Source organism: Celeribacter marinus, from assembly GCF_001308265.1.
Taxonomy (GTDB): domain Bacteria; phylum Pseudomonadota; class Alphaproteobacteria; order Rhodobacterales; family Rhodobacteraceae; genus Celeribacter; species Celeribacter marinus.
In genome coordinates this window covers 889507-903673 of the sequence record NZ_CP012023.1, presented here as the reverse complement: position 1 = coordinate 903673, position 14167 = coordinate 889507, and the positions used below count along the sequence as shown (strand labels likewise).

At 57.2% G+C, this 14167-nt stretch carries 15 protein-coding genes and 1 tRNA gene; 11 read left to right on the top strand and 5 right to left on the bottom strand.

Annotated elements, in window-relative coordinates:
* Window positions 1–32: 32 nt before the first annotated feature.
* Entirely contained in the window at window positions 33–497 is a 465-nt protein-coding gene (gene nrdR, locus IMCC12053_RS04295) for a transcriptional regulator NrdR (RefSeq protein ID WP_062216073.1), read from the top strand.
* Window positions 498–505: 8 nt separating this feature from the next.
* Window positions 506–1594, top strand: coding sequence for a bifunctional diaminohydroxyphosphoribosylaminopyrimidine deaminase/5-amino-6-(5-phosphoribosylamino)uracil reductase RibD (gene ribD, locus IMCC12053_RS04290; RefSeq protein WP_236852528.1), 1089 nt, complete (start codon window positions 506–508; stop codon window positions 1592–1594).
* Window position 1595: 1 nt separating this feature from the next.
* On the opposite strand, the gene IMCC12053_RS04285 is transcribed toward ribD, so the two are convergent.
* The 3 genes from IMCC12053_RS04285 to IMCC12053_RS04275 all read right to left on the bottom strand — a co-directional run bounded on the left by IMCC12053_RS04285 (window position 1596) and on the right by IMCC12053_RS04275 (window position 6125).
* A complete protein-coding gene (locus tag IMCC12053_RS04285) occupies window positions 1596–3464 on the bottom strand; it encodes a capsular polysaccharide biosynthesis protein (protein ID WP_082389034.1) in 1869 nt (622 codons plus the stop codon).
* 8 nt (window positions 3465–3472) lie between these two features.
* Window positions 3473–4582 carry a polysaccharide biosynthesis/export family protein gene (locus tag IMCC12053_RS04280; protein WP_177205485.1) on the bottom strand — a complete coding sequence of 370 codons (1110 nt, stop codon included), beginning with the start codon at window positions 4580–4582 and terminating at the stop codon, window positions 3473–3475.
* 223 nt (window positions 4583–4805) lie between these two features.
* Window positions 4806–6125 carry a capsule biosynthesis protein gene (locus tag IMCC12053_RS04275; RefSeq protein ID WP_062216069.1) on the bottom strand — a complete coding sequence of 440 codons (1320 nt, stop codon included), beginning with the start codon at window positions 6123–6125 and terminating at the stop codon, window positions 4806–4808.
* A 194-nt stretch (window positions 6126–6319) separates the two neighbouring features.
* Between IMCC12053_RS04275 and IMCC12053_RS04270 the strand changes: the two genes are divergently transcribed.
* The 5 genes from IMCC12053_RS04270 (at window position 6320) to IMCC12053_RS04250 (ending at window position 9618) form a co-directional block, all read left to right on the top strand.
* Window positions 6320–6916, top strand: a complete 597-nt coding sequence (locus IMCC12053_RS04270) for a riboflavin synthase (protein ID WP_062216067.1) — start codon at window positions 6320–6322, stop codon at window positions 6914–6916.
* A gap of 93 nt (window positions 6917–7009) precedes the next feature.
* Window positions 7010–8113, top strand: coding sequence for a 3,4-dihydroxy-2-butanone-4-phosphate synthase (gene ribB / locus IMCC12053_RS04265; protein WP_062216065.1), 1104 nt, complete (start codon window positions 7010–7012; stop codon window positions 8111–8113).
* Complete coding sequence (locus IMCC12053_RS04260; RefSeq protein ID WP_062216063.1) at window positions 8113–8658, top strand: 6,7-dimethyl-8-ribityllumazine synthase; 546 nt, start codon at window positions 8113–8115, stop codon at window positions 8656–8658. Before ribB ends, IMCC12053_RS04260 begins: the two co-directional genes overlap by 1 nt.
* Window positions 8655–9140: a transcription antitermination factor NusB gene (nusB, locus tag IMCC12053_RS04255; protein WP_062216061.1), complete on the top strand. Its 486-nt coding sequence runs from the start codon at window positions 8655–8657 to the stop codon at window positions 9138–9140. Before IMCC12053_RS04260 ends, nusB begins: the two co-directional genes overlap by 4 nt.
* Window positions 9141–9303: 163 nt before the next feature.
* The gene (locus IMCC12053_RS04250; RefSeq protein WP_062220847.1) at window positions 9304–9618 is read left to right on the top strand and encodes a hypothetical protein; all 315 of its coding nucleotides are present in this window, start codon (window positions 9304–9306) and stop codon (window positions 9616–9618) included.
* A gap of 408 nt (window positions 9619–10026) precedes the next feature.
* Here IMCC12053_RS04250 and IMCC12053_RS04245 read toward each other — a convergent pair whose 3' ends face one another.
* Complete coding sequence (locus IMCC12053_RS04245) at window positions 10027–10212, bottom strand: DUF6324 family protein (protein WP_062216059.1); 186 nt, start codon at window positions 10210–10212, stop codon at window positions 10027–10029.
* Window positions 10213–10342: 130 nt separating this feature from the next.
* Here IMCC12053_RS04245 and IMCC12053_RS04240 point away from each other — a divergent pair.
* A tRNA-His gene (locus tag IMCC12053_RS04240) sits at window positions 10343–10419 on the top strand.
* A gap of 50 nt (window positions 10420–10469) precedes the next feature.
* Here the strand turns inward: IMCC12053_RS04240 and IMCC12053_RS04235 are convergent.
* Window positions 10470–10814, bottom strand: coding sequence for a DUF6476 family protein (locus IMCC12053_RS04235; protein WP_335337319.1), 345 nt, complete (start codon window positions 10812–10814; stop codon window positions 10470–10472).
* On the opposite strand from IMCC12053_RS04235, the gene IMCC12053_RS04230 reads away from it, so the two are divergent.
* The 3 genes from IMCC12053_RS04230 (at window position 10804) to IMCC12053_RS04220 (ending at window position 14131) form a co-directional block, all read left to right on the top strand.
* A complete protein-coding gene (locus tag IMCC12053_RS04230) occupies window positions 10804–11826 on the top strand; it encodes an RluA family pseudouridine synthase (RefSeq protein ID WP_062216057.1) in 1023 nt (340 codons plus the stop codon). The genes IMCC12053_RS04235 and IMCC12053_RS04230 overlap by 11 nt on opposite strands.
* A 330-nt stretch (window positions 11827–12156) precedes the next feature.
* The gene (gene rpoH / locus IMCC12053_RS04225) at window positions 12157–13050 is read left to right on the top strand and encodes an RNA polymerase sigma factor RpoH (protein ID WP_062216055.1); all 894 of its coding nucleotides are present in this window, start codon (window positions 12157–12159) and stop codon (window positions 13048–13050) included.
* Window positions 13051–13159: 109 nt separating this feature from the next.
* Complete coding sequence (locus tag IMCC12053_RS04220; RefSeq protein ID WP_062216053.1) at window positions 13160–14131, top strand: Gfo/Idh/MocA family protein; 972 nt, start codon at window positions 13160–13162, stop codon at window positions 14129–14131.
* Window positions 14132–14167 lie beyond the last annotated feature (36 nt).

The following is a 14167-nucleotide window of genomic DNA, read 5'->3' as shown; positions in this document are numbered from 1 at the left end:
AAAGAGGCAGTGTTAGAGAAAAGGGGACGCCGATGCGTTGTCCATTTTGTGGAAATATGGATACCCAAGTGAAAGACAGCCGTCCGGCTGAAGACCACGTTGCGATCCGTCGCCGTAGGTTTTGCTCGTCATGTGGCGGGCGTTTCACGACATATGAGCGGGTGCAGCTGCGCGACTTGGTGGTTGTTAAAACCAACGGGCGCCGCGAAGATTTTGACCGCGATAAACTCGAGCGGTCTATTCGCATCGCAACCCAAAAACGCCCCATAGAGCCGGAGCGTCTGGACCAGATGATTTCGGGTATTGTGCGCCGTTTGGAGAGCATGGGCGAGACGGATATTCCGTCAGGCTCAATTGGTGAGATTGTGATGGAAAGCCTCGCGCGGATCGATACCGTTGCCTACGTGCGCTTTGCCTCGGTCTATAAAAACTTCCAAGCGGCTGACGATTTTGATAAGTTTGTCAGTGAGTTGCGCCCAAGCGCGCCCGAAGAATAGCGTTTCAAATGTGTGACGATGCCCATATGCGCCATGCATTGACGCTTGGGCGTCGTGGCCTTGGATCGACTTGGCCGAACCCTGCGGTGGGCTGTGTGATCGTGCGTGAGGGCCGCATTGTGGGACGCGGTTGGACACAGGCGGGCGGGCGTCCGCATGCGGAAACGATGGCGCTTGTGCAGGCGGGTGATGCGGCGCGGGGGGCCACGGCTTATGTCACGTTAGAGCCATGCTCACATCACGGTCAAACGCCGCCCTGTGCCGATGCGTTAATCGCGGCAGGGGTGGCGCGTGTCGTGATCGCGTTGGGGGATCCTGACCCGCGTGTGAATGGACAGGGCATTGCCCATTTGCGGACCGCAGGTCTTGAGGTTGTTACGGGCGTTTGCGCGGATGAGGCATCTCAGGATCAGATAGGATTTTTGAAGCGCATTGAGCTCGGACAGCCGATGCTGACGCTCAAGCTTGCAACCTCATGGGATGGGCGGATCGCCACGGCAACGGGCGAAAGTCAATGGATTACCGGTGCGCTCGCGCGGCGGCGTGTTCATGCCATGCGCGCGGTTCACGATGCGGTGCTGGTCGGTGGCGGGACCGCACGAGCCGATGATCCGACGCTCAACGTTCGTGATCTTGGTGTTGCAAGGCAGCCCGTTCGCGTTGTTTTGTCACGCCGTTTGGATATCCCGTTGACGGGAAAACTTGCACAAACCGCACATGAGACACCTGTGTGGCTTGTCCATGGTCCTGATGCGCCGCGTGATTTCATTGCGGCGTGGACGGGTTTGGGGGCGCGCCTGTTTGAGGTGGCCGTTGTGGGTGGAAAACTGGATGCGCGCGCTGCACTGAGCGCGTTGGGTGCGGCGGGGCTCACCCGTGTGTTTTGTGAGGGTGGCGGCGCATTGGCTGCGTCTCTTTTGGCCGCGGATTTGGTCGATCATGTGGCGTTGTTTACAGCGGGCCTTGCCATTGGAGCGGAGGGCAAGTCGGGGATTGGCGCGCTCGGGCTTGATCATTTGGCGATGGCACGCCGCTATGAGATTTCTCATGCTGAACAAGTTGGGGTTGATGCGCTAACGCATTGGACGAGAAACTAAATTATTTCACAAAGCGATTGCGCAGCTGGATCAGGCGGGCCAAGGCGTATTGTGCGAAAGCACTGCGCCCTTGTCCTTGTGTGATCAAAAGGTCAACGGCGTCTTCTGGACTGATTGGTGCGCCGGTGGCCGGATCACTGTAGCGGGGAAAGTCGATCAGTACGGCGTGTGCGAGGCCCTCAAGGGAGGGACGTGCAGCGCGCCGTGCGGGGACGACACCACGATCATCGGTTAAGCCCCAGCCTGCATAAAACGGTGTACCTGTGCATGTCACGGGAGTGGCGCGCAAAAGCGCCTCGAACCCCAAGAGAGAGGTCATTGTCCAGACCCGATCACAGGCCTCAATGAGAGAAATCGGGTCCGCGTTATGCGCGATCAAGTTGCACAAATCGCGTATTTCGGCCAAGTCACCTTTTCTCAGGCCTGCCTCGACGTCTGGATGGGGCTTGAACACGATATAGGCGGTCGGGTGAGCGGTGCGCGCCGCGCGCACAAGGTCGCGGCTGGTCGCAATCTCGCCCGCTCCCAATTTGATTGAGGCGTCATCCTCGACTTGGCCAACGACAAGAATTTTCTCGCCTTGGGGGAGTTCAACATGGGTCGTTCTGGTGTTGTATTTGGTCAGCCGAGCTGTATGCAGGCGCGTTAGAAACGCGCGGATACGGCGGCGTGCAAACTCTGGTAGGTCGGCGCGCTGTGTGATGAGTTTCTCAAGCTGGCTCGGGCGCGTTGGGTCAAAATAAATCCGGTTCTCATCGAGCGTGAGTGAGACGGGAGCAATCAGAGCCGCCCCCAATCCTTTGGAGCGTAAAAAGCCATCTTCGACGCGAATGTCGGCGGTTTCATGGGCTCCCCACGCCATGTGACGCGCACCACGGTTTTTCGCCAAGGCAATTTTATGAGGATCGTTGGTGATCTCAAATCGCGCTCGGCCAAAGGTGCGGCGCATGTGTTTGTGTTTCCAGCGTGCCAATCCGGACGCGACATATCCATGCGCGTCCTCGCGGGCGGCGCGGTGGCGGGCCTGTGCGTGGGCCATGGCCTCTTCGAAATCGCAAGGCGCGCCGGTGCGCGGATTGATCCATGTGGGGTAAAGGATCATGGACGCGGCAAAAAGTTGTGCGCGGGTGAGTGTGCGCGCGCGGTGCGGTACAGGATTTTCGTCGTCTGTTAGGCCCCATCCTGCGTACCATGGCTGTCCGAAAACGCGCGGGTGGTGGCCTGACAAAATGGCCTCAAATCCAAGAGAGGCACTGTGTGAATAGATGCGCGTGGCGTATTCGAGTAACGGCCACGGATTGGCTGTATGCGGCACCACGGTGATGGTTTCGGACGCATCTGTCGCGCTGAAATGGCCCCCGTCGACGGTGAGAATGACCACATGGGTGCGAGTCAGCTCGGTCTGGGCAAAGACGAGCATTTCGCGCAACAGAGCATCGGTATCCGAGCCTGTCTCGAAGCTTTCGTCCGATTTGGGCTGATCTAAAACGAGGACATATGGAACATTTATCTTTGGATTATGCTCCGAGTGCGCTGAATACTTGCATATTTGCGATGATTGCCACCACGCGATCCCCGCACGCGCGCGGTCTAGTAATGCGGTGTCATCCAACGGTGCGCAGGCGAGCAAGTGCTCAAGGTCAGAGCGCTTACCAGTGAGAGGGCATGCCAATGCGTCCGCCCAAAGTCCTGTGGGGGCCATGTCGGCCCATAGGGGAGCGGGGCCGATCCATGCGGGGGGCGGCGACGATTGCGTGCGGGTTTTGGCGAGGGTGAAAAGTGTTGGATGGTCGTGCAGCTCGGCGGATATAGAACACCGCCCCGAACCAGTGTTCGAGGCGGTGCTAGGCGTGCTCCATGAGTGGCTCATGGTGCCGTTTATTGAACGCTAGCGGCCAGCGAGTCAGCCGCCGATATCGATCCGTTGATCGCGCCCAGCGTTTTTTGCCACTGCACAAACGGAGCTTCGGTGACGTAAACCGTGTCGCCATCGCGGATGATGAAATCACGCGCCATAAACAGCCCGTTCGGCTCTGTCAGATTGAGAACGTAGACGAGGCGCTGTGTGCCTGTGATGTCGTCGCGGCCCAATACCTGTTTGGAAATGGCCTCGTTTTCATTGCGAAACACAAAGACGCCCGTTGGATCGGCGCTATTGGTTTGCAAGCCGCCAACACGTGCGATGGCCTCAAGGGCGGAGAGTGTCCGGCTTTCAAAGGGCACAACGGTTTGCGCGCCGGTTGCGCCTAGCGCCATAAATTCGCGTGGGTCGGCTTCAATCAAAATGCGGTCGCCGTTGCGTAGAGCAATATCGTAATTTGGTTCGGTAAAGATGTCCTCATACCAAACGGTGCCTGTTTTGCCGCCACGGGTGACTTTGACGCGGGCAATGTCGGGGCTGACGTTCACGCCACCTGCCGCCGCTAGCATCGCGGATAGCGTGCGTGTTGGGCGCTCGATCGGGTAGACGCCACGGCCATTGATGGAACCCGCGACCGTCACTGTTGCGCCATCACCGGCCACGCGGGATACGAGAACTTGCGGGTCGGGGGTTTGGGTGTCGAGCTTTTCGGTAATGATGCGGCGGATTGCTTCGGGGCTGTTGCCCGCAGCTTTGATCCGGCCCGCGTATGGGACAAAGATAAAGCCCGCACCGTCCACTTGAACTTGGTTAAGGACAGTTGCGTTGGCCCCTTGGTTGGCGAGCAGGCCGTCATCGACGTTTTCCCAAATGGTCAACGCCAAGGTGTCTCCGGGATTGATCGTGTCGGAGCCGACAACGCCCGCGCTGACAAAGGATTGGGTGAAACCAAGCGATTGAGTGACGCCCGTAGCCGCAGTGACGCGGTCGTTCACGGCGATAATAAATGCGTCGCCATCGTTTAGGACAGAACCTGCAAAGATTTCTTTTTTGTTGGGACCGGATCGGGGGAGACCACAGGCGGTTACGCTGGCCAAAAGCGCGGCTGCGACCACGGCACGGGCCATGCGCGATTTAAATACGTTCACTGCTCTACCTCTCGATGCTTTTTACAAGCTTTTGGGGATAAATACCTGATTGCGGGATCAAAATCCACTGTGCAGGCGGTGCGGTGAGTTTTCGCGCCGTAAGGTGTTGCCTATGCGCCGCGACCTGTCATGGCATGGCCAGTGAGTGTATGGCGCGTGTTGTTTGGCTCTAAATGTAGCGGTAGATCTGAACGGCGTTTGATCACCGCGTGGGCCGCAAAGACGGGCGGGGGTGGGCATTTCCGTTGATCAGCGCGTCATAGGGCCCGTGTTGCGCCAGCATCATATCGACGACAAGACGCAGCAATTGACGCCGCCCGCGCGCGGAATAGAACCCGCCGGGAACCTGACTGGTTTCCAATAGGAATTGACGATAATCTTTGTAGGCGCGGGTGTCAGGCCGCTCGGGGTGCATAAAAAACGCGTCGAGGGATTGATGCGAGACAAATTCGGGTTTGGCAAAGACGGCGGTGCCAAATGTGCGCAAGGGCAAGCCGCGCGCGAGGGCTTGTTGGCCGGCGGTCGAATTTACGGTCACGGCCGAGCGAGCATAGTTGAGCAAGGAGGCAAGCTTACCACCGCGCACGAAATGCACGCGTCCTGTGACGCCAAAATTTGCGGCAAGTCGTTTAACCTCGGCCAACAGATTGCGGCGGTCACTTTCGAGCGGATGTGCTTTGAACACGAGGTGGTGGTGGCGCGGCGCGCCTTTGGCAAACCCGTCGATCACGTCCGAGATAAACTCGGGCATGGTGGAGTAGTGCGAATGCACCTGAAAACTGGCATCATGTTCAAGTTGCAGCAGGGCGATATGAAATGGATGACCAGAGCGGCGAATGCGCCACGTGCGCCAGCGGCGAGACGCGCGGTGCAGGGGCATCATGATCAAGCGTTTGAAATAGAGCATGAATTCGTAGGTCACTGGCAATTCGCGGTGGCCGCGAAAATGTTTGAACGCGCCGTTTCGAAACATCACAAACCAGTGGTAGAGCGCGCCGTAAAAGATGTGTTGGCGCATGTCGCCCCAATGGTCGGGTGCCTCGATATTGTCGTGATCAATGTTCGCCAATGCCGTGCGCATTTGCTCCACACTCAGGCCCATCAGAGCGGAATGTCCGTTGGCCCCATCACGCTCGTAGGTGATCCAGAACGGCCGCAGATAGCCCTCCTCAAAGACGTGGATGCGCAGGCCCAACTCTTTGGCGCGGGCTACGGCGAGGGCATGCACGGGGCGCGGGTCGCCGTACAAAACGATGTCGGTAACACCCTTGTCCGCGACGATGGATTGAAAGGTGTCAGGCCATGCCTCAGGCGTATCGGTGTAGGGCAGAAATGTCTTGGTCGAGAACCAAAAGGCGCGGTCGCCCGCGTTAAATCCGACCCGCCAAACGGTGGCACCCGCCGCGCGCAACATTTTGCCCAACTGCCAAAAATATGGCCCGTGCGGTCCTTGGAGCATGAGAAACACGCGCGTCTCGTCGAGGCACTGGTCTGGGCTGTTACTGGTTACGGGATCACGCATGTCGGGGGTCGCTTTTATTACCAATTCAGAACGACATAGAGGAATAATCGGGCCAATGTGTGGCTTAGTTTTCGGGTTTATGAGCGGCGTGTCAATTAAGACATAGCCGCGCGATATCGGGATGTGACGCAATCGGCCTTGTAAGGGGGGCGGCACAGCGTTACCTCTTGGGGCGAATTCGAGAGGAAAACACCATGTTTACAGGCATCATCACTAATGTAGGGCACGTTCTGGAGCTTGAGCAAAAGGGCGATTTGCGCGCGCGGATCGGGTGCGATTACGATGTGGACGGGATCGACATCGGCGCGTCGATTGCCTGTAGCGGTGTTTGTTTGACGGTGATTGCGCTCGGCACTGCGCCGCAAAACTGGTTTGACGTGCAAATCTCGGCAGAAAGTGTGAGCAAAACGAATATCCGTGATTGGGCTGTCGGCAGCGCGCTCAATCTCGAACGTGCTTTGCGCCTTGGTGACGAGCTTGGCGGTCATATCGTGTCGGGTCATGTGGATGGTGTGGCGACGATTGTATCGATGACGGACGAGGGCGAGAGCACGCGATTTGTGTTTGACGCGCCCGAGGCCCTTGCCAAATTCGTGGCCCCCAAAGGCTCGGTGGCCTTGGACGGCACATCGTTCACGGTCAATGAGGTCGATGGTTGTCGGTTCGGCGTGAACATCATTCCGCACACGCAACAGGTCACGACATGGGGGGCTGCATCGGTGGGCGATGTGATCAATCTGGAGATCGACACCCTCGCGCGCTATGGGGCCCGCTTGGCCGAGTTTGACTAAGAGCGCTGCGTCGCACTTTCAAAGTGCGGTGTGACAGGGTATCGCGGGGCAACACCGTGCGCCATTCCTTCCGATCTGCGAAAAGAGATATTTATGAGCGACCTAAACGAGAGCTACGCCAGTGCCGTTTCCTCCATTGAGGAAATCATCGAGGATGCCCGCAATGGTCGGATGTTTATCCTGATCGACCACGAGGACCGCGAGAACGAGGGCGATCTGGTGATCCCGTCTCAAATGGCGACCCCTGAGGCGATCAACTTTATGGCCACTCACGGACGCGGGCTTATTTGTCTGACGCTCACGTCCGAGCGCATCGACGCGCTTGAGCTGCCTCTGATGGCCACGAGCAATTCTAGCCGCCATGAGACGGCGTTTACCATTTCGATCGAAGCCAAAGAGGGTGTGTCGACGGGCATCTCCGCCCATGACCGCGCCCGCACGGTTGCCGTGGCGATTGATCCATCCAAGACCTCTGCCGATATTGCCACGCCGGGCCACGTGTTCCCGCTGCGCGCTAAGGATGGCGGCGTGTTGGTGCGCGCGGGTCATACCGAGGCGGGCGTTGATGTGGCGCGTTTGGCAGGGCTACAGCCCTCATCGGTGATCTGCGAGATTATGAATGATGACGGCTCGATGTCGCGTCTGCCCGAGCTGGTATCCTTTGCACAAAAACACAACCTCAAGATCGGGACAATTTCCGACCTGATCGCCTATCGCCGCCGCCACGACAATCTCGTGACGCGCACAGCGCATCGCACCGTGACCTCTGCCTTTGGTGGCGCGTGGGATATGCAGGTGTTCACGGATGATCTGCAAGGGGCCGAGCATGTTGTTCTGTCCAAGGGTGATTTGAGCACGGATGCGCCGGTTTTGACGCGGATGCATGCGCTCAACCCGCTCGAAGATGTGCTTGGCATCGGTCGCACGTCCCGCGAAATTGAGGGGGCGATGGAATTGATCGCCGCCGAGGGGCGCGGCGTTGTCGTGTTGCTGCGCGATCTCGATATGAAAATGGCGGGGGAGGATGCGGCAAGCCCGCAGACGTTACGCCAGTATGGTCTAGGTGCGCAAATTCTTGCAGCTCTTGGCCTATCTCAACTGGAACTTGTCACCAATAACCCCAAGCCCAAAGTGGTGGGGCTTGAGGCGTATGGGCTGTCTATCACCGGCACCCGAAAAATCGACGGAGACGTATAATGGCCGCGAGTGAAACCCACAATATTCTTGAGACGCCAACATTCGACACACCAACCAAGGTATTGATCGTCGTCGCGCCCTATTACAATGACGTCACAGATGAGTTGGTTGTGGGGGCCAAGGCAGAGATCGAGGCGGCAGGTGCCACATGGGATCTCATCGAGGTGCCCGGTGCACTGGAAGTTCCAACGGCGATTGCCATTGCGGATCGCACGTCGAATTTCGACGGCTTCGTCGCCCTTGGCTGTGTCATTCGTGGCGAGACCACGCATTATGATACGGTGTGTAACGACTCATCGCGCGCCATTACGCTTATGGGATTGTCGGGCCTGTGCATCGGTAACGGTATCCTCACAGTAGAGACCAAATCCCAAGCCGTTGTGCGTGCACAGGCAAAAGGACAGAATAAAGGGGGCGGAGCCGCCGCTGCGGCCTTGCATCTTGTCGCGCTTTCGCGCAAATGGTCCGCTTCGCCCAAGGACGTCGGATTTCATTCCGATGCGATCCGCATTGCGGGCAAGACCACAGGACCGACCACGGCATGACCGATAAAAAGACACCTTCGAAACGCGATATGAAATCTGCGGCCCGCCTCTATGCGGTGCAGGCCCTATTTCAAATGGAAGCGTCCGACGAGACGGTCGATAAGGTTCGCCGTCAGTTTTATGATCACTTCTTTGGTCTGGAAACAGTCGAAGAGGGCACATTCATCGAGGGCGATGTGGATCATTTCCACATGATCACCGAGACGGCTGTGAATGAACAAGCCAAGATTGACCAAATGACGGACCGTGCGTTGGTTGCCAAATGGCCGATCGGACGTATTGATAGCACCATGCGCGCGCTGTTTCGGGCCGCAGGTGGTGAGTTGATTGCCGAACAGACGCCACCCAAAGTGGTGATTGTAGAGTTTGTGGACGTGGCCAAGGCGTTTTATCCGGGTGGCAAAGAGTCCAAATTCGTCAATGCTGTTTTGGATCACATGGCACGTGAATGCCAGCCAGACGCGTTCAAGCCAAAGGTCTGACATTTGGGCCCGCGCCCCCATCACACAATTATGCAGTCAGCCGCAGCCAAACAGGTTTGCGGCTTTTTGTTTGCGCCGCGCTGACCTGCGACACATGGCGATCTGGAATAATGTCCACTGCGTGCTACTGTTGCGGTGTTGAGTCATCATGAAAGGCACTGTCATGCCAAAACTGATCAAACTGTATATCACGCAAGCTATCATTGGCTTTGTGATTTCTGCCGCCTTCGTGGGTGCGCTTTTGTATTTTAATGTCGCCAACCTTTGGCATCTCGTCACCCATTCCGATGTCGGTATCCTCGCGGTGGTGATTCTTTGGGTGTCCAACGGGATCGTGTTTGCGGGGGTGCAATTTGCCATCACCATTATGAGCATGGCGGGGAAAGACGACGATGATGATCAGGGCGGCAAGCGCGATGAATTGCCTGTTCTGTCTGATCCGATCCCCGTGCGCGTGGCGGCCTCGCATCGCAGGTAATACGGCGCAGCAATCACACGACACAAACGGACGCTTTGGCGTCCGTTTTGCATTGTTGAGTGCTAGGGAGGTGTGGGTGACGGGGGACCGCAGCAGTCGTAGCAACGCGTTGCTCCCGAAGCCTGATAAATCAGGTGGGTGCCAGGTAACATAACCAGGGTCATGACAGAGCCAGCTCCCGTACGGGTGCTTAAGGCCACCGGAGTCATGCGTCCATATGTACGAACCGAGCAGATCCCGTCCTCTCACATGTAGGACGCGGTGCCGCTCACGGCAAGGGGCAAGTCGAATTGGGCGGGTTTTGTGCGCGTCTTATGACGTCACTCTACCTGATCTGTTGGTCCCTGACCCTTTATCTGTGGTGCCGCAGGGGCGTTAGATCGATCGGGACCGGCATAAGCGGCTGTGTTACCTGACCTTGCGTGCCTGATCAGCGGCGGCGCGTAGCTCTTCTGCGATTTCTTCGGCTTCTTCAGGATCGAAGTCCATGGGCACTTCGACGCCGTTGGCCTCGATGAATAGGCGCACCATGCCTTCGGTCGTTGGACCGATTTGCAGGTTTGCTTCGATGTCTTTTTCTGAATTGATACCCATGAAAACGGCTCCTTTGATCATTGTTACCACCTACGCCGCTGTGTGGCGGGAGGCAAGGAAAAGAGATAGCTGCATTTTTCGCGGATCACCTCTTGCATTCCAATCCTGTGCGCAGTAAATCCCCCGCAGTGCCGCCTTAGCTCAGTTGGTTAGAGCGCCTGATTGTGGATCAGGAGGTCCCTGGTTCGAGACCAGGAGGTGGTACCACTACCCCCCCCAAATTCAATTTTGATGTCGTCGTTTGCACGACATCTTTGCTATTTGAGTGTCACGGTTTGACGGTGTGCGCCTGTTGCCGCGTCATAAATCAAAATCTCTGTCTCGGTTGTGATAGCGACCCAATCGGACCCGCGCGTGAATGCGATGGGGGCGGCCCCGTCCGGTAGCGTTATCGACGCAGGTAGGTCGAATGCAATCGTTTTGGAGGGCGCCGTTGCGCTAATCGTCGGGAAGCGGGTGACAAAGAGCACGATCAAGACTAAAAGCCCGCCAATCATCACCGCCGTAAGAGCCGTCACAAGTCTGCGCAGAAATGTCAGATGAGCGGCTTGGGCGGGATCAATGTCCATCAGTTCACCCACGGGTTCGTCCATGTCAGCCATCAAAATCACCTTTCAGATTGCGGAAAATCCGCCCAAGCGCCTTGATAAGGCGATTGCCCGCGATGTGCCAGAGGCGGCAAACCTGTCGCGCTCACGTTTGGCGAGATTGATTGCGGATGGGGCCGTTGTTGTAAATGGCGCGGTGGCCTTGGATCAAAAGGCTAAGATATCCGAGGGCGATACCGTCGAGATCACGGTGGATGAAGCGGTTGAGACCGAACTTGTGGCTGAGGATATCGCGCTCGATGTTATTTTTGAGGACGCGCACCTGATTGTTATCAACAAGCCTGTGGGGATGGTGGTGCATCCTGCACCCGGAAGTCCCTCAGGGACGCTTGTGAATGCGCTGATGCACCATTGTGGGGAAAGCCTATCGGGGATCGGCGGCGAAAAGCGCCCCGGTATTGTCCACCGCATCGACAAAGACACCAGCGGGTTGTTGGTCGTGGCCAAAAGCGATCAGGCCCACCACGGTCTCGCCAAACAGTTTGAAAAGCACACGGTCGAGCGTAAATATATCGCGCTCGTGTACGGAGCACCTGATGTGATGGACCCACGGTTGCGCGGCGTTAAAGGCATCGGTTTTGAAGGTGCGAACATTTTGCGCATTTCCACCATGCTTGGACGCTCCAAAAACGATCGTCAAAAGCAGGCGGTGAGTTTTTCCGAGGGGCGTCATGCGATTACGCGGGCGCGGCCGTTGGATCTATTCGGCACACCGCCTCAGGTGGCTCTGGTCGAGTGTTGGTTGGAAACGGGACGGACGCATCAAATTCGTGTGCATATGGCGCATGCCGGTCACGGGCTTGTCGGTGATCAAACCTATGGCGGGCGGCGCAAGCTGTCGCACAAAGCGCTGTCAGAAGCAGCCCGTGATGCGGTTGCGCAGTTCCCGCGTCAGGCGCTTCATGCGGCGGTCTTGGGATTCAAGCATCCCGTGACGTCAGAGGATATGAGCTTTGAGGCGCAATTGCCCGCCGATATGGCGGGATTGATCGCAACCCTCGGGTAGGCCCGCGCCGTTCAATTGATTGTTTCAGATCGTCCACGCCATCGGTGTGCGCACAGTGACCCTTGCATAAATGCAGGGACGCGCGCCTTGCATTGTTGCGATTCCGCACAATATTGTGAGAACCGTCATGAGGCATGGAACACCGACGGAAATCCGTCCATGCTTCGTTAAAGACATGAGTTTAAGTCACGGGTTTGACGGCAATGGGTGTTTGATCTCTCGGGTTCGGATCGAACGAGCGCCCTTAGGTGGTCCAGCTTATGTTAAGGGTTGTTACATCATGTTAATTGGTGTAACATGCTATCAAATGAAACGCGGAGGCTATGAAATATGAGTAATTACAGCAATCTGCCGGCTCCATCGCCCGAACAGGGTTTGAATCGCTACATGCAGGAAATTCGCAAATTTCCGATGCTCGAGCACGAAGAAGAATACATGCTCGCCAAACGGTGGGTTGATCACGAGGACAGTTCAGCAGCCCACAAACTGGTGACATCGCACCTACGATTGGCCGCTAAAATCGCTATGGGCTATCGTGGATACGGACTGCCGCAGGCTGAGGTCGTGTCAGAGGCTAACGTGGGGCTGATGCAGGCTGTTAAACGGTTTGATCCCGAAAAGGGCTTTCGGCTGTCCACCTACGCGATGTGGTGGATCAGGGCGTCGATTCAGGAATATATCTTGCGCTCTTGGAGCCTTGTGAAGCTTGGCACAACATCCGCCCAAAAGAAGCTGTTCTTTAATCTGCGCAAGGCCAAGTCACGCATTGGTGCGCTTGAAGTTGGGGATATGCACCCCGACAACGTGGCGCGCATTGCGACTGACTTGGGTGTGACCGAGGACGAAGTGATTTCCATGAACCGCCGTATGGCGGGTGGCGATGCCTCGCTCAATGCCACGGTCGGTGACGAGGATGGCGCGGCGCAATGGCAAGACTGGTTGGAAGATGAAAGCGCCAACACGGCCGCTGATTACGAGGCCAAGGACGAATTGGAAAGCCGCCGAGCCCTATTGGCGCAAGCGATGGACGTGCTCAACGAGCGTGAAAAAGACATCCTTGTGCAGCGCAAATTGCAAGACAAGCCTGTGACGCTTGAGGATTTGTCGAGCAAATATGATGTGTCGCGTGAACGCATTCGTCAAATCGAGGTGCGTGCATTTGAAAAGTTGCAAGACCGGATGAAGGTTCTCGCAGCCCAAGAGGGCATGTCCGAGGACGCCTAAACCGTCCTCCTTATTTATGCAAAAGGGGTAGCTGCGCGCGGACCGCGGCTGCCCCTTTTTTTATAGGCGCGTCTCGGGCAGTGTGAGCGAAACGGCATAGGAGGATGACATGTCAAATCCAGTACGGTGGGGCGTTTTAGGCGCGGCCAAGTTTGCACGCGAATATATGGCGCGGGCCATCCATGAGGCTGAGGGCGCACAATTGGTCGCTTTGGCCACATCGAGCGCCGCAAAGGCCGAGCCGTTTCAGGCGTTTTGCCCTGAATTACAGGTATTCACGGACTATGATGCGCTATTGGCCAGCGACACGGTGGACGCGATTTACATCCCGCTTCCCAACCACCTGCACGTCGAATGGGCGCAAAAGGCGTTGGATGCTGGCAAACATGTTTTGGTCGAAAAGCCGATTGCGATGAGTGCGGATGAGATCGACGGGTTGATCGCCAAACGCGATACCACGGGTCTGCACTGTGCCGAGGCCTACATGATTGCGCATCACCCGCAATGGACGCGCGTGCGCGATCTGGTCGCTGAGGGCGTTATAGGCGATTTGGTTCAGGTCGATGTGGCGTTTTCCTATAACAATGCCGCCGATACCGACAATATCCGCAACCGTGCCGAGACGGGTGGCGGGGCTGCCGGTGACATTGGAGTCTATGCCTTTGGGTGCGCGCGGTTTGTGACGGGTGAGGAGCCTGATGCGATCATCTCGACCCGCATTGTGCGTGAGGCGGGTGTCGATGTCACAACCGAGATCACCGCGACATTCCCGAGCTTTTCCTATCACGGCTACGTCTCCATGCGCATGGCACCCTACCAAGAGGCGCGGTTTCATGGGACCAAAGGCGTGATCGTGGTCAAAACCCCATTCAACGCCCGTGTCGCGGGGCAGGCCGAACTGGAGATCCGTTTGTCCGATCATGTCCGGATCGAGACGTTTCCAGCCGTCAATCATTACGCGGTTCAGGTCGAAAACTTTTGTCGCACGGTGCGCGCGGGTGCGGCCTATCCGTGGGATTTGGAAAACGCCAAGGGGACGCAAACGATGATCGATGCGGTTTTTGCGGCAGATCGGGCCTGAACGCGCCGTGTCGGGGCCGCTTTCCATTGGGGCAAC